Genomic DNA, 13318 nt, shown 5'->3' with positions numbered 1-13318 from the left:
TGAGGTTTTCCGAAGCGTAGGCCGTTCCAGGCACCCTGGCGCGGCGCTTTGCGAGGCTCTGTGCGATCATGCGAGTGGCTGCGCGATGATCGCGCAACACTTCGTACCCTGACCGGATGACCATCGCCAAAGCCGACTTCATCGAGGGCATTGCCAAGGGAATGGCCGTGCTCGAAAGCTTCGACACCGAGCGCCAGCGGCTCAACGCCACCCTGGCGGCCGAGCGCGCCGGTCTCACGCGCGCCGCCGCCCGCCGGCACCTGCTCACGCTGGCCCACCTGGGCTACCTGGAGACCGACGGCAGCTATTTCTGGATGGCGCCCAAGGTGCTGCGCTTTTCGGGCAGCTACCTGGCGTCGTCACGCCTGCCGCGTGCGCTGCAGCCCACGCTCAACCGGCTTGCGGCCCAGACGGGGGAGTCTTTCTCGGCCGTGGTGCTCGACGGTGAAGAGGTGGTCATCATCGCGCGCAGCGGCAGCTACGGCACGCCGACGCGTGTGCTGGCGTACGGCCTGCACCTTGGCGCCCGCCTGCCGGCGCACGCCACCTCCACCGGGCGGGTGCTGCTCGCGGCCATGGCGCCGGCCCAGCTCACGCAATGGCTCAAGGGGCGCCATCTTGCGCGGCTCACGCCCAACACCACCACCCAGGCGCGCAGCCTGCGCCAGCTGGTTTCCCGTGTGCGCAAGAACGACTACTGCTTTGCCAGCGAAGAGCACGAGCTCGGCGTGCAGGCGCTCGCGGTCCCGCTGCGCGACATGCAGGGCCACACGGTGGCCGCGCTGAACGTGGTGCTCTCGGGCACGCGTTACCAGGAAGAGACGCTCCAGCGCGAGATGCTGCCGCTTCTTTTCGAGGCGGCGCGCGAGGTCCGGTCGCTGCTGTGATCTGAACTTCCGCGCCACCGCTGCCTCGAATCCCAAAACGCACACGATAACCATGCGACTCCTGCTTCTCGAAGACGATGTGATGATCGGCGAAGCCGTGCTCGACCTGCTGCGCGCCGAGCAATACGCCGTGGACTGGGTGAAAGACGGCGATGCGGCCGAGTCCGCATTGCGTACCCAGCAGTACGACCTGGTGCTGCTCGACCTGGGCGTGCCGCGCCGCGACGGGCTCGAGGTGCTGAGGAGCCTGCGCGCCCGCAAGCAGCGCATGCCCGTGCTGATTGCCACCGCGCGCGACTCGGTGCAGCAGCGCATCGAAGGGCTCGATGCGGGCGCCGACGACTACGTGCTCAAGCCCTACGACCTGGACGAATTGCTGGCCCGCATCCGCGCCTTGCTGCGCCGCGCCGCGGGGCGCGCCGAGCCGGTGTACGAGCACATGGGCGTGAGCATCAACCCCGCCACCCGCGAGGTCACGGTAGGCGGCCAGCCGGTGGTACTGTCGGCGCGCGAATGGGCCGTGCTCGAGCCGCTGATCGCGCGGCCCGGCATGGTGCTGTCGCGTGCCCAGCTCGAGGAAAAGCTCTACAGCTGGAAGGACGAGATCAGCAGCAACGCGGTCGAGGTCTACGTGCACGGCCTGCGCAAGAAGCTCGGTGCGGAATTGATCCGCAACGTGCGCGGCGTCGGCTACATGGTGCCGAAGGCATGATCCGCAAGCTGACCGGTTCGCTGCGCGCGCGCTTGCTGTGGTTCCTTCTCGCGGCCATCGTGCTCGCTGCCGGGGCGCAGGCGCTGGTGGCTTACCGCACGGTGTTGAAAGAGGCCGACGACATCTTCGACTATCACATGCAGCAGATGGCGCTGTCGCTGCGTGCCGGGCTGCCGCCGAGCGCGGCGGTCGGCGGCATCGGCAGCGGGGAGCAGAACTTCGATTTCGTGGTGCAGGTGTGGACCGCCGACGGCGTGCGCATCTTCGAATCCGCGGAGCAGGCGGCGCTGCCGCAACTGGCGGTGCTGGGCTTTGCCGACGTGCGTGCGCGCGGCACCACCTACCGCGTGTTCTCGATGCAGACGAGCGGGCTGGTCATCCAGGTGGCGCAGGACATGGCGGCGCGCCGCAACATGGCCGGGGCGCTGGCCCTGCGCACCATTGCGCCGGTGGCATTGATGGCGCCGCTGCTCATGCTGGTCGTCTGGTGGGTGGTGAGCCGTTCTCTTGCGCCCGTGGCACGCGTGCGCAGGCAGGTTGCCTCCCGGCAGGCCGACGATCTTTCTGCCGTGAGCGAGGAAGACCTGCCCGATGAGGTGCGCCCGCTGGTGCAGGAACTCAATCTTCTGTTCGACCGGGTGCGCCATGCCTTCGATGCGCAGAAGCACTTCGTGGCCGATGCGGCGCACGAACTGCGCTCGCCGCTGGCCGCGCTGAAACTGCAAGTGCAGGGCTTGCAGCGCGCGCCCGATGCCGCGGGGCGCGATCTGGCCGTGAGCCGGCTGGTCGCGGGCATCGACCGCGCCACGCGGCTGGTCGAGCAGATGCTGGCGCTGGCCCGGCACGAGGCGAGCATGGCCGCCGGTGCCAAGCCCCAGCCGGTCGACCTTGCCGAAGTGGCGCGCCTGGCCATCTCGGATGCGGTCGCGGCCGCGCAGGCCCGGGGCATCGACGTCGGGGTTTCGCATGCCGACGCCGACGCCGTGGTGAGCGGCCAGCCCGAGGCGCTGCGCATGCTGCTGCGCAACCTGATCGACAACGCCGTCAAGTACACGCCTGAAGAAGGGCGCGTGGACGTTGGTATTGCAATGAACGGTTCGGCGGTGGAACTCAGCGTGGACGACAGCGGGCCCGGGCTGCCCGAGGAAGAACGCGCGCGCGTGCTCGATCGCTTCTACCGGTCGGGCGAGCCGCAGGCGCCCGGAAGCGGGCTCGGCCTGGCCATCGTCAAGTCGATTGCCGACCTGCACGGAGCCACGGTGGGGCTCACTGCCTCTCCGAGCCTGGGTGGTTTGCGGGTGCTGGTGCGCTTTCCCTCCGGCGCCTGAGGCCCCTCCGGGCCCCGGGCCGCGGTTTAAGCCGCGCTTAAGCGAGTGCAGCGACATTCCTTTCATCGTATTTGCGTACAGACGCATTGAAAGGAAAGCCAGAAATGAACACCCGCCTCACTTCTCCCCATGCCTTGGTCATTGCCTTGGCCACCGCCGGGGTGATCGGTGCCGTCGGTGCCGGCGCCTACACCAGTGCCCGCGCCGTGAATGCGCCGACCAACACCGCGAGCGCGGCGCCGGCCGCAATGGTGACGCTGCCCGACTTCTCGACCATCACCTCTCGCGACGGCCCCGCGGTGGTCAACATCAGCGTGACGGGCACCGCGAAGGCGTCCGATGCCGAAGCCGCGGCCGAGATGCAGGGCATCGACCCGGACGATCCGATGTTCCAGTTCTTCCGCCGCTTCCAGGGCCAGATGGGCCCGCGCGCCCAGCAGCGCGAAGTGCCGGTGCGTTCGCAGGGTTCGGGTTTCATCGTGAGCCCGGACGGCATCATCATGACCAACGCGCACGTCGTGAAAGACGCCAAGGAGGTCACCGTCAAGCTGACCGACCGGCGCGAATACCGCGCCAAGGTGCTCGGCGCCGACGCCAAGACCGACATCGCGGTGCTCAAGATCGACGCGAAGAACCTGCCCACGCTGGCGCTCGGCAACACCAAGGACCTGAAGGTCGGCGAATGGGTGCTGGCCATCGGCTCGCCGTTCGGATTCGAGAGCACGGTCACCGCCGGCGTGGTGAGCGCCAAGGGCCGTTCGCTGCCCGACGACAGCTACGTGCCGTTCATCCAGACCGACGTGGCGGTGAATCCCGGCAACTCGGGCGGCCCGCTGCTCAACACGCGCGGCGAGGTGGTCGGCATCAACTCGCAGATCTACAGCCGCAGCGGCGGCTATCAGGGCGTGTCGTTCGCCATTCCCATCGACGTGGCGGTGCAGGTGAAGGACCAGATCGTCGCGACCGGCAAGGCCACGCATGCGCGCCTTGGCGTCGCGGTGCAGGAGGTGAACCAGGCCTTCGCCGACTCGTTCAAGCTCGACAAGCCCGAGGGCGCGCTGGTCTCGAACATCGAGAAGGGCGGCCCCGGCGACAAGGCCGGCCTGAAGGCGGGCGACGTGATCCGCAAGGTCGACGGCGAGCCCATCGTCTCCTCGGGCGATTTGCCCGCGGTGATCGGCCAGCAGGCGCCGGGCAAAAAGGTGACGCTCGAAGTGTGGCGCCAGGGTGAGCGCCAGGAGCTTTCCGCCAAGCTGGGCGATGCGAGCGACAAGCCCGCGCAGGTCGCAAAGAACGACAGCGCGGCGGGCCAGGGCAAGCTCGGCCTGGCGCTGCGGCCCCTGCAGCCGCAGGAAAAGCGCGAGGCCGCGATCGAGAGCGGCCTGCTGATCGAAGACGTTGCAGGACCGTCGGCCCTGGCCGGGGTGCAGGCGGGCGACGTGCTGCTGGCCATCAACGGCACGCCCGCCAAGACCCTGGAGCAGGTGCGCGAGGTGGTAGCCAAGGCCGACAAGTCCGTGGCGCTCCTGATCCAGCGCGGGGAAGACAAGATCTTCGTGCCGGTGCGGATCGGATGAGGCCCCGTCCCAGGCGCCAGGACGAAACGTGAGCTCATCGACCGGCGGCCTCTCGGCGCACATCCTGCCCACCTCGGCCACCATGATCGGGGTGTGCATGACGGTGATGTCGATCGGCCACCTAGGCCCGCGCGACGACCTGCGGCTGCTCATCGACCGCATGCTGGCCATCGACGCACTGGTCTTCCTGGCCAGTGCGTTGCTGTCCTTCATCTCGATGCGGTCGCGCAGATCGGGCGTTCGGCTGGAGGCTTGGGGCGAGATGGTCTTCATCGCCGGGCTCGCGTTGCTGGCGCTGGGGGCCGTCACGCTGGCGTTTGCCTTGCGCTGAAGCTAACGCCGCGCGAGATGCCCGACAAGTTCCCTGGGCGACTCGATCTCGAAATCGTGTCCCAGGCAGGCCAGCCACACGGCCAGCGCATCGAGCGAATTGGCGCCGGTCTCGATGCGCGTGCGGCCTTCATCCACGGCTTCTGGCATTCCTCCGACCCAGGCCATGTGCGGTTCGAGCGCCTCGACGGGCGCATGCACCACCACGCGCGCATGGTGCAGGAAGGGCGACACCGTGAGCGCATGCTGCATGTAGGCCTCGATGTCGCCATGGGGCAGCCTCCGGGCCGTGAATCGGGCGCCGGTGGGGATGGGGTCGACGATCCGATCGAGGCGGAAAGTGCGCCAGTCCTGGCGTGCCGTGTCCCAGGCCAGCAGGTACCAGTTTGCCCCGCACGCGAAGCGGGCTGGATTGGAGAGGGGAGCCTGGCTGCGCTTACAGCTCTTTGCTGCCGCCGTCGTTGTTGTTGGGAACCTGCGCATCGAGTTCATCCTTGATCGTCCTGTCTCCGCGGATGGCCAGATACAACACGGCACCCAGGCCAAGCACGACGACGAAGATCACGGCGAAAAAGCCGCTCCCAAAGGTCCACCACCAAAACAAGCCGCTCGCAAGAAGCAGAAGCGCAACCAACAGTAAAGAGTTCAAGTGCATGCACCGCGCTGATAGGACGTTGGCGGTAATGTACGCGGCGTTGGCTGCCCGATGCCTGACTTTGGGTCTGGGACATACCCTCTTTTCGGGTTTTCGCGATGTCACTACGTGCCGCCGCAGGTCAGCCGAGGGCTGCGGCGTGTGGCTACGACGCCTCACTCGCCCGGAACAGTGACGATGTCATGGGCTTTGCGAAGATTGTCCAACCGCTCCTGCGCGACGCGGAAGCATTCCCGGAGCTGCTCCGGTGTCGGCGCGGGGTAGCCCGGCGGCGGCTGCAATGCATTGTCGAGACGTTCCCATGCCGCTTCCCACGCCAGCTTTGCGACGGTACGTGCATCCGAAGACCTCGGCATCATCTTCCTCCGATTTTTTTGATCGCATCAATGATGTGGGCGAGTGCCCCGGATTCAAGAGGCGCGAGGTGCGGGACAATCCGCCGCGGCCCGGCCGTTTCAATGCCCGGCTGATCCAAAGTAGCGCGCGGCAGCGCGGCCCAGGTTGGTCACTTCGCTCACCGTCGCGCAGAGCGGCATGGCGCTGTGTGGCGGTGAGAACGCCACCTTGATGTACCCGGCGTCGCGCAAGTCCTTGAGCCGGTCTATTTCGGACGGACTGGAGAACTGCACTGGCAACCGCGATGCCAGGATCTGGTTGAAAAGCGTATACGCCAAGTTGCATCTCCCGAATCAGGGGGCATTGGGCGACACGCCGCCGCCCGGGCTTCGACCTGGATCGGTGAGAGCCTGTATCCGGTGCACCCCGATCCGGTCCGGAAGATACCCTGGTCGACGCAGTCTATCGATTCCACATCCGGCATAGGCCGCGGCTTGGCCGAGGCCGCGGCAGATGGATCAAAGAGGGTACTCATGAGGGATTTCATCGGCGGCGGCTGCGACCTATGCTTTCGCGACCATGGCCACATCCCTGATGGATTTCGATCTGCCGGAAGGTTGGAGTTGTTCGGTGGAGCTCGAGCTCACGACGGAGGGCGTCTATGCCGGACGGGCCGAACTGCGGCACGAATTCACGCAGTGCTGCGTGCTGGTGGTCACCCAGCAGCCGACCCGTGAAGCGGCACTCGAATGCATGAAGTCTCGTGCGGCTCGTTTCGTGGAGGAGTGGAACACCAGGCTGACACAGGCGATCCAGTAGCGCGAGCCCTTTACCCCCTGAGCACGGACATCGGTGTGCAGGCGAGCAGCCGGCGTGCTTCCAGCATGAGGCGCTCGCCGCACGCCCGCTCGCGGTCATATCCAGGCGCGTATGCGCTCGGTCATGGTGCTCGCCGAGATGCCGTATCGATCATGCAGGGTGGGCAGCGCGCCGGCGTCGAGAAAGGCGTCGGGCAGGGCGACGTGCCGGAAGGTGGGCGTGACGCCCGAGCGAAGCAGCAAGCTCGCCAGCGCCTCGCCGAGTCCGCCAATGACAGAGTGGTTTTCGGCGGCGACCACCACGCGGTCCAGGCGACGGACCTCGGACAGGATCGTCGCCTCGTCCAGCGGCTTGATCGTGGGCACGTGGAGCACGGCGACATCCACGTTGTCCGCGCGCAGTTGCTCGGCCACCTCCAGGGAACGCATCGTCATGAAGCCGCTGGCGATGATGAGCACGTCCTTGCCGTCGCGCAGCAGCTTGGCCTTGCCAAGTTCGAACTTGTAGTCGTACTCGTCAAGCACCAGCGGCACGCTGCCGCGCAGCAGCCGCATGTACACCGGCCCGGGGTGTGCAGCGATCTGCGGCACCGCCTGCTCGATGTCCAGCGCATCGCAGGGGTCGATGATGGTCAGGCCCGGAATGCCTCGCATCATTGCGAGATCCTCGGTCGCCTGGTGGCTGGGTCCATAGCCGGTGGTGAGTCCGGGCAAGGCGCAGCACATCTTGACGTTGAGGTTCTCCTCCGCGATCACCTGGTGCACGAAGTCGTAGGCACGACGCGTGCCGAACACCGCATAGGTGGTGGCAAAGGGAATGAAGCCTTCCTTGGCCAACCCGCCGGCGGCGCCCATCAGCAGCTGCTCCGCCATGCCCATCTGGAAGAAGCGCTCGGGGTAGGCCTGCGCGAAGAGGTGCAGGTCCGTGTACTTGGCGAGATCGGCCGTCATGCCCACGATCTCCGGGCGTTCGCGCGCGAGCTCTACCAGGGCCTTGCCGAAGGGGGCGGCCTTGACGCGCTGGCCCTCGCTGGCGATCGAGGCGATCATCGCCGAGGTGGTCAGCCGCGGCTTCTTGTCGGTCGTGGTGTTCATCAAACGGCTCCTTCGTGTTGCGCCTGGTCCAGATGGTCGATCGCCTGCTGCCATTCCGGCGGATCGACGCGGATGAAATGGTTCTTCTCGCGCTGCTCGAGGAAGGGCACGCCCTTGCCCATCAGCGTGTCGACCAGGATGACGCGCGGCCTGGCTTCGGGCAGCGCGCGTGCGGCGTCGAACGCGACGACGACTGCAGACAGGTCGTTGCCGTCGACCCGCTGCACATGCCAGCCGAATGCCGCCCACTTGTCGACCAGCGGCTCGAAGCCCAGCACCTTGCCGGAGGGACCGTCGGCTTGCTGGTTGTTGATGTCGACCAGGCAGATGAGGTTGGACAGCTGGTGGTGCGCGGCCGCCATCGCTGCCTCCCAGGTCGAGCCCTCGTCCAGTTCGCCGTCCGACATCGAGTTGTAGACGAAGGCGGGGTTGCGCTTGTGCCGCAGGCCGAGCGCCATGCCCACTGCGATGGGCAGCCCCTGGCCGAGCGATCCGCCGGACATCTCCATGCCGGGCGTGTAGGTGGCCATGCCCGACATGGGAAGGCGGCTGTCGTCGCTGCCATAGGTCTCGAGTTCGTCTTCGGGAATGATCCCGGCTTCGATCAGTGCGGCATAGAAGGCGATGGCGTAGTGGCCGTGCGAGAGCAGGAAGCGGTCCCGCGATTCCCATTGCGGATCTTCCGGCCGGTACTTCATGGCGTGGCCGTAGGCCACGGCCAGCACGTCGGCATAGCCCAGGGCCTGGCCGATGTAGCCTTGACCTTGTACTTCGCCCATCCGCAGGGCGTAGCGCCGGATGCGGTAGGCGCGTTCGGAAAGAGTCGATGGATCAGACATGAAGGGTCCTTTGAGGTCAGGGTGGGAGCGAGGGGGCGTCAGCGGATCGTGAGCCAGGGCAGATAGGCGAAGCCGAGCAGCAGGGCGATCGCGACGGCATAGAAGGGGATCAGCTCCTTCACCACGTCGCCGATACGCACCTTCGCGATGGTGCTGGTGATGAACAGCGTGGTACCGATGGGCGGGTGGTAGAGGCCGATCGACAGGTTGACGATCATCATGATTCCCAGCTGCACCGTGTCCATGCCGACTGCGGCGGCGAGCGGAACGAACATCGGCGTGAGGAGCAGCACGGCCGCGGGCAGGTCGATGAACATGCCGGTGGCCAGCATGATCAGGTTCATCGCCAGGATGATCAGCCAGGGCGACTGCAGCGTCTCTTTGGCGAAGCGCGTGAACTCGGCAGGCAGTTGTTCGTAGGTCACGATCCAGCCCACGACGCTCGAGGCCATGATGATCAGCAGCACCACGCCGGTGGAGACCCCGGCCTCGATCGCGGCCGTCTTGATCTTGGCCAGCGTGAGATCCCGATAGACCAGGCCCGAGACGACTAGGGCGTACAGCGTGGACATCACGCTCACCTCCGTCGGCGTTGCAATGCCGAAGCGCAGGAAGACGATGATCAGGACCGGCATCGCCAGCGCGGGGGCCGCGTGGGCGAGCAGGCGCCAGAACGCCGGCCACTGGAACGGCGTCGTGTCGCGCGGGAAGTTGCGGCGCCGGCCCTGCACGTAGCACACCGCCATGAAGCCCGCGCACATCAGCAGGCCGGGCAGGATGCCCGCCACGAACAGTGCGCCGATCGACGCCCCCGAGACCAGCGCATACACGATCATCGGGATGGACGGCGGAATGAGGATATCGATGGTTGCAGCCGCGGCGAGCGTGCCGGCCGCGAAGGGCGCCGGATAGCCCAGTTTCTTGAGCCAGGGGATCAGCATCGAGCCGATCGCCGAGGCGTCGGCGACGGCCGAGCCCGAGACGCCGCCGAAGATCGTCGACGACAGCACGCCGACCTGGGCCGGGCCGCCGTGGACGCGCCCGATCATCATCGACAGCAGGCTGACCAGGCTCTGGCCGAGCCGGCCGCTGACCATCAGCGCGCCCGTCATCATGAAGAAGGGAATGGCGATCAGCGGAAAGCTCTGCGTCTGGGAGATCATCTGCTCGACCGCCAGGTGCACGGGCACCTTGTCGATGATGAGGAGCCCGCCGACGGAGGCCAGGACCAGCGCGTGCGCGATGGGGATCGACAGCAGCGCGGCGACGATGAAAAGCGCAATGATGAGTGCGGTCATGGTCGGGCTCCGTGAGCGAGGGCTTCCGCGGCCCCGGTTCCTTGCGCGGTGGCGCCGGCCCACAGCTGCGGCAGCTTGCACAGCGTCACCACGCTCAGCAGCGCAAAGCCCAGCATCAGGGCTCCGACGCTGGCCGAGCCAGGCACCTGCAGCATGGGACTGCGTTCGTCGGCAGCGATCTCCATCAGGGGCCATGCGGCCACCGCCAGCGAGGCGTACAGCACTGCGACGGTCAGCGAGCCGCCCGCCAACACCCAGCGCCGCGCGGCGCCGAGCTTTTGCGTGAGCATGACCACCGCGATGTGCGAGCCGTGCTGGGCTGCCAACACCACGCCGGCCATGATCATCCACGGGAACATCAACTCTGGCAGCTCGGAGGCCGAGGCGAGGCTGGTGCCCGCGACATAGCGCAGCGCCACATTGGCGCTCAGGATCACGAACACGACAGTCAGCGTGACGTAGAGAACGCCACGGCACGCCGCGCCAACGCATCGGTCAAGAAAATCAAGGAACAACGACATCTCAATACCCTCGAAGAAGACGCGCGCCGGGGCGCGGTCGGTGAAGTCGGGACGACGACCGCCGTTCGCTGCGTTGCAACGCGGCGTCGTTGCCTGCCCTGGGGTTGATTACTGTGCTTGCTGGACGACGCGCTTGACGAAGTCGCCGGCCGGGCTGGCGGCCCATTTGGCGTAGACCGGCTTGGTGGCCTCGATGAAGGGCTTGCGGTCCACGGTGTCGACCTGCACGCCCTTGGCCTTCAGTTCGGTGGCCAGCTTGTCGTCGGCGTCTTTCGAGAGCTTGCGCTGCACCTGCGTGGCCTCGGCCGCGGCTTCCATGAAGATCTTCTGGTCCGCGGCGCTGAGCTTCTCCCACGAGCGCTTGCCCATCACGAAGGGGTTGGCCTCGTACTTGTGGCCGGTCAGCGAGAGGTACTTCTGCACTTCGTACAGCTTGGCCGATGCGATGTTGGTGAGGGGGTTCTCCTGGCCGTCGACCACGCCTTGCTGAAGCGCCACATACAGCTCAGAGAACTTGATCTGCTGTGCGTCCGCGCCGAGCGCCTGCATGATGTCCATGGTCATCGAATCGGGTGGGGTGCGGATCTTCAGGCCCTTGATGTCTGCCGGCGTCTTGATCGGCCGCTTGCTGTTGCTGACATGGCGGATGCCGTTGTCCCAGTAGCCCAGCACGACCATCCCCTTGGCGGCCGTGCGCCTGGCCAGTTCCTCGCCGATCGGGCCGTCGAGCAGTTGCCAGGCCTTCTGGATGTCTGTGAACAGGAAAGGCAGGCCCAGCGCCGCGTATTCAGGCACGACGTTGGCCATCGCACCCTGGCTGTTGGCGGACATGTCGAGCGTGCCCGAGCGCAGCGCGGTGATCATGGCGGCGTCGTCGCCGAGCTGCGCGGAGTGCGCTACCTGGATGTCGATGCGTCCGTTGGTCTTCGCCTTCACGGTCTCGGCGAACTTCACGGCCGCTTCGTGCCGCGGATTGCCCGGCGCCGAGCCGTGGCCGAGGGTGAGCTTGACTGGCGCCTGTGCGAAGGCAAGGCTTGCCGTGGTGATCAGTGTGCCGACGAGGACGGCGATGTTCCTGCGCTTCATGGTTTGTCTCCGGTTGTAGTGATGGGATGAATCAGTGAATCAACATGCCGCCGTTCACGTCGAGCGTGATGCCGGTGCAATAGCTCGACAGGTCGCTGGCGAGGAAGAGGCAGGCGCCGGCGACGTCGGCGGCGGCGCCGATCCGGCCGAGCGGGATTTCGCCGGCGATCTGCGCCTTGCGTTCCTCGGTCAGCTTGCCCTTGCTGATGTCGGTGCCGATCAGGCCGGGCGTGATCGAGTTGACGCGGATGCCGTCGGAACCCAGTTCGCGCGCCATCGCGCGCGCCAGGCCGAGCACGCCGGCCTTGGCCGCTGAATAGTGCGGGCCGCCGAGGATGCCGCCGCCTCGCTGCGCAGAGACCGAAGAGATGCAGATGATGGAGCCGTTGCCTTGGCGCTGCATGGCGGGGATGACCGCCTGCGAGCACAGCAGCGTGCCGCGCAGGCTGACATCCAGCACGGCGTCGTAGTCCGTCGATGTGATGTCCACGGTCTTGCGCGGCTGGGTGATGCCCGCGTTGTTGACCAGGACGTCGATGCGCCCGAAGCGCTCGAGCACGCGCGCAATGGCGGCGTCGACCTCGGTCTTGACGACCACGTTGGCGACCAGGCCCAGATGGCCGTCGCCCAGGGTCGCGGCGGCCTGTGCGGGCGCCGCAGCCTCGAGGTCGGTGATGACGACGCGGGCGCCCTGCGAAGCCAGCAGGCGCGCCGTGGCGAATCCCAGTCCATTGAGGCCGGCGCCGCCGGTGATGAGGGCGACACGATCGGTGAGTAGCACTGTTTGTCTCCTTGAGTGCGGTGAGTGGAATGGGGGTAACTATGAACATCCGCATGCATGAAGACAAACGACACTTCTTCAGCGATGAGTGAATTGCTGTCACGCAGGGTTAACCCGATGAGATCGTCCTTTCCCCCTTTGAGCTGCCTTCTCGCGTTCGAGGCGGCGGCGCGTCGCCTGAGCTTCAGTGCGGCTGCCCTCGAACTGCACCTGACGCCCTCGGCCGTGAGCCATCAGATCGCCAAGCTCGAGCAACTCCTGGACGTACGCCTTTTCGAGCGCTCGGTGCGCAGCATTGCGCTGACGGACGCCGGCCGCGAGTACATGGCCCGCGTGTCGGTCGCGCTGGATGCGATCAGCGCCGCCACGGACAACGTGCGCAAGGGAGTGCGCAATGCGCTGTACGTGCATGCCGCACCGAGCTTCGCGAGCCTGTGGCTGATGCCCAGGCTCGCGGACTTCGCGCAGGCCCATCCGGGGATTGCGCTATCGCTGTCGTCCTCGGTGACGCATTCGGACTTTTCCAGCGGACAGGTCGACGTCGACATCCGCTACGGCATTCCGAACTGGCCGCACCTCCATGTGCAGCCGGTTTTCGAGGAGAGCATCCAGCCGATGGCGAGCCCCGATTTCATCGAGCGGCATCAACTCCGCACGCCCGAGGACTTGCTGCACGTTCCGCTCATCCAGTCCGTGGTCAACGTCGTGCAGTGGGGGGATTGGTTCCGCAGCCGCAAGATCGAATTCTCCGCGGGGCAGTTCGCCTACCGCTTCGATCGCACGTCCATGGCGCTGGATGCCGCGGTGCAGGGGCTCGGGGTAGCGCTGGACAGCTCGTCGATCGCCGCGGGCCATCTTCATCAGGGCCGCCTGGTGAAGGTCTTCGACCCGCGTTGGTGCTTGAAGGTGCGGGCTCATTTCCTGGTGTGCCCGCCCCGTCACCTGCAGCGCAAGGAAGTGGCCAGCTTTGTGGAATGGCTGCAGGAGAATGCGTCGGACCCGGAGGCGGGAAGAGATGCGCGCGATGCTCGAAGTCCTTGAAGGGAACAACCTCG

Annotated in this window: 16 protein-coding genes; 7 read left to right on the top strand and 9 right to left on the bottom strand. The window is 66.6% G+C overall.

Annotation, left to right across the window (positions count from 1 at the left end):
* Positions 1-116 precede the first annotated feature (116 nt).
* From ACAM55_RS12390 to ACAM55_RS12370, 5 genes are all read left to right on the top strand, one after another.
* Complete coding sequence (locus ACAM55_RS12390; protein WP_369656277.1) at positions 117-887, top strand: IclR family transcriptional regulator C-terminal domain-containing protein; 771 nt, start codon at positions 117-119, stop codon at positions 885-887.
* Between the two features lie 52 nt (positions 888-939).
* Complete coding sequence (locus ACAM55_RS12385; RefSeq protein ID WP_307573898.1) at positions 940-1599, top strand: response regulator; 660 nt, start codon at positions 940-942, stop codon at positions 1597-1599.
* Positions 1596-2927, top strand: a complete 1332-nt coding sequence (locus tag ACAM55_RS12380; RefSeq protein ID WP_369656276.1) for an ATP-binding protein — start codon at positions 1596-1598, stop codon at positions 2925-2927. The genes ACAM55_RS12385 and ACAM55_RS12380 overlap by 4 nt, the downstream gene beginning before the upstream one ends.
* Before the next feature lie 104 nt (positions 2928-3031).
* Positions 3032-4504, top strand: a complete 1473-nt coding sequence (locus ACAM55_RS12375) for a DegQ family serine endoprotease (RefSeq protein WP_369656275.1) — start codon at positions 3032-3034, stop codon at positions 4502-4504.
* A 28-nt stretch (positions 4505-4532) separates the two neighbouring features.
* Positions 4533-4835 carry a hypothetical protein gene (locus ACAM55_RS12370; protein ID WP_369656274.1) on the top strand — a complete coding sequence of 101 codons (303 nt, stop codon included), beginning with the start codon at positions 4533-4535 and terminating at the stop codon, positions 4833-4835.
* 2 nt (positions 4836-4837) lie between these two features.
* Here ACAM55_RS12370 and ACAM55_RS12365 read toward each other — a convergent pair whose 3' ends face one another.
* The 3 genes from ACAM55_RS12365 to ACAM55_RS12355 all read right to left on the bottom strand — a co-directional run bounded on the left by ACAM55_RS12365 (position 4838) and on the right by ACAM55_RS12355 (position 6163).
* Entirely contained in the window at positions 4838-5317 is a 480-nt protein-coding gene (locus tag ACAM55_RS12365) for a WYL domain-containing protein (protein ID WP_369656273.1), read from the bottom strand.
* Positions 5271-5489: a hypothetical protein gene (locus tag ACAM55_RS12360; protein WP_369656272.1), complete on the bottom strand. Its 219-nt coding sequence runs from the start codon at positions 5487-5489 to the stop codon at positions 5271-5273. Before ACAM55_RS12360 ends, ACAM55_RS12365 begins: the two co-directional genes overlap by 47 nt.
* 455 nt (positions 5490-5944) lie before the next feature.
* Positions 5945-6163 carry a hypothetical protein gene (locus ACAM55_RS12355; protein WP_369656271.1) on the bottom strand — a complete coding sequence of 73 codons (219 nt, stop codon included), beginning with the start codon at positions 6161-6163 and terminating at the stop codon, positions 5945-5947.
* Between the two features lie 241 nt (positions 6164-6404).
* Between ACAM55_RS12355 and ACAM55_RS12350 the strand changes: the two genes are divergently transcribed.
* Positions 6405-6644 carry a hypothetical protein gene (locus ACAM55_RS12350; RefSeq protein ID WP_369656270.1) on the top strand — a complete coding sequence of 80 codons (240 nt, stop codon included), beginning with the start codon at positions 6405-6407 and terminating at the stop codon, positions 6642-6644.
* A gap of 95 nt (positions 6645-6739) precedes the next feature.
* On the opposite strand, the gene ACAM55_RS12345 is transcribed toward ACAM55_RS12350, so the two are convergent.
* From ACAM55_RS12345 to ACAM55_RS12320, 6 genes are all read right to left on the bottom strand, one after another.
* A complete protein-coding gene (locus ACAM55_RS12345) occupies positions 6740-7738 on the bottom strand; it encodes a transketolase family protein (RefSeq protein ID WP_369656269.1) in 999 nt (332 codons plus the stop codon).
* Entirely contained in the window at positions 7738-8577 is an 840-nt protein-coding gene (locus ACAM55_RS12340; RefSeq protein WP_369656268.1) for a transketolase, read from the bottom strand. Before ACAM55_RS12340 ends, ACAM55_RS12345 begins: the two co-directional genes overlap by 1 nt.
* A 38-nt stretch (positions 8578-8615) precedes the next feature.
* Complete coding sequence (locus ACAM55_RS12335) at positions 8616-9875, bottom strand: TRAP transporter large permease (protein WP_369656267.1); 1260 nt, start codon at positions 9873-9875, stop codon at positions 8616-8618.
* The gene (locus ACAM55_RS12330) at positions 9872-10396 is read right to left on the bottom strand and encodes a TRAP transporter small permease (RefSeq protein WP_369656266.1); all 525 of its coding nucleotides are present in this window, start codon (positions 10394-10396) and stop codon (positions 9872-9874) included. The genes ACAM55_RS12335 and ACAM55_RS12330 overlap by 4 nt, the downstream gene beginning before the upstream one ends.
* A gap of 108 nt (positions 10397-10504) precedes the next feature.
* A complete protein-coding gene (locus tag ACAM55_RS12325) occupies positions 10505-11482 on the bottom strand; it encodes a TRAP transporter substrate-binding protein (RefSeq protein ID WP_369656265.1) in 978 nt (325 codons plus the stop codon).
* Positions 11483-11513: 31 nt separating this feature from the next.
* Positions 11514-12263 (bottom strand): SDR family NAD(P)-dependent oxidoreductase, encoded by a 750-nt coding sequence (locus tag ACAM55_RS12320; protein WP_369656264.1) that lies wholly within the window; start codon positions 12261-12263, stop codon positions 11514-11516.
* Between the two features lie 117 nt (positions 12264-12380).
* Here ACAM55_RS12320 and gcvA point away from each other — a divergent pair, with 117 nt between their 5' ends.
* Positions 12381-13304: a transcriptional regulator GcvA gene (gene gcvA, locus ACAM55_RS12315; protein WP_369656263.1), complete on the top strand. Its 924-nt coding sequence runs from the start codon at positions 12381-12383 to the stop codon at positions 13302-13304.
* Positions 13305-13318 lie beyond the last annotated feature (14 nt).

This window comes from Variovorax sp. V213, assembly GCF_041154455.1.
Classification (GTDB): domain Bacteria; phylum Pseudomonadota; class Gammaproteobacteria; order Burkholderiales; family Burkholderiaceae_C; genus Variovorax.
Note: the sequence above shows the minus strand (reverse complement) of the source record. Positions and strands in the feature narration are given on the sequence as shown.

Bases quoted from the DNA above. Each gene is read 5' to 3' on its own strand.
- ACAM55_RS12390 (WP_369656277.1), top strand. From the start codon at position 117: ATGACCATCGCCAAAGCCGACTTCATCGAGGGCATTGCCAAGGGAATG.
- ACAM55_RS12385 (WP_307573898.1), top strand. From the start codon at position 940: ATGCGACTCCTGCTTCTCGAAGACGATGTGATGATCGGCGAAGCCGTG.
- ACAM55_RS12380 (WP_369656276.1), top strand. From the start codon at position 1,596: ATGATCCGCAAGCTGACCGGTTCGCTGCGCGCGCGCTTGCTGTGGTTC.
- ACAM55_RS12375 (WP_369656275.1), top strand. From the start codon at position 3,032: ATGAACACCCGCCTCACTTCTCCCCATGCCTTGGTCATTGCCTTGGCC.
- ACAM55_RS12365 (WP_369656273.1), bottom strand. From the start codon at position 5,317: ATGCGCAGGTTCCCAACAACAACGACGGCGGCAGCAAAGAGCTGTAAG.
- ACAM55_RS12360 (WP_369656272.1), bottom strand. From the start codon at position 5,489: ATGCACTTGAACTCTTTACTGTTGGTTGCGCTTCTGCTTCTTGCGAGC.
- ACAM55_RS12350 (WP_369656270.1), top strand. From the start codon at position 6,405: ATGGCCACATCCCTGATGGATTTCGATCTGCCGGAAGGTTGGAGTTGT.
- ACAM55_RS12345 (WP_369656269.1), bottom strand. From the start codon at position 7,738: ATGAACACCACGACCGACAAGAAGCCGCGGCTGACCACCTCGGCGATG.
- ACAM55_RS12340 (WP_369656268.1), bottom strand. From the start codon at position 8,577: ATGTCTGATCCATCGACTCTTTCCGAACGCGCCTACCGCATCCGGCGC.
- ACAM55_RS12335 (WP_369656267.1), bottom strand. From the start codon at position 9,875: ATGACCGCACTCATCATTGCGCTTTTCATCGTCGCCGCGCTGCTGTCG.
- ACAM55_RS12330 (WP_369656266.1), bottom strand. From the start codon at position 10,396: ATGTCGTTGTTCCTTGATTTTCTTGACCGATGCGTTGGCGCGGCGTGC.
- ACAM55_RS12325 (WP_369656265.1), bottom strand. From the start codon at position 11,482: ATGAAGCGCAGGAACATCGCCGTCCTCGTCGGCACACTGATCACCACG.
- gcvA (WP_369656263.1), top strand. From the start codon at position 12,381: ATGAGATCGTCCTTTCCCCCTTTGAGCTGCCTTCTCGCGTTCGAGGCG.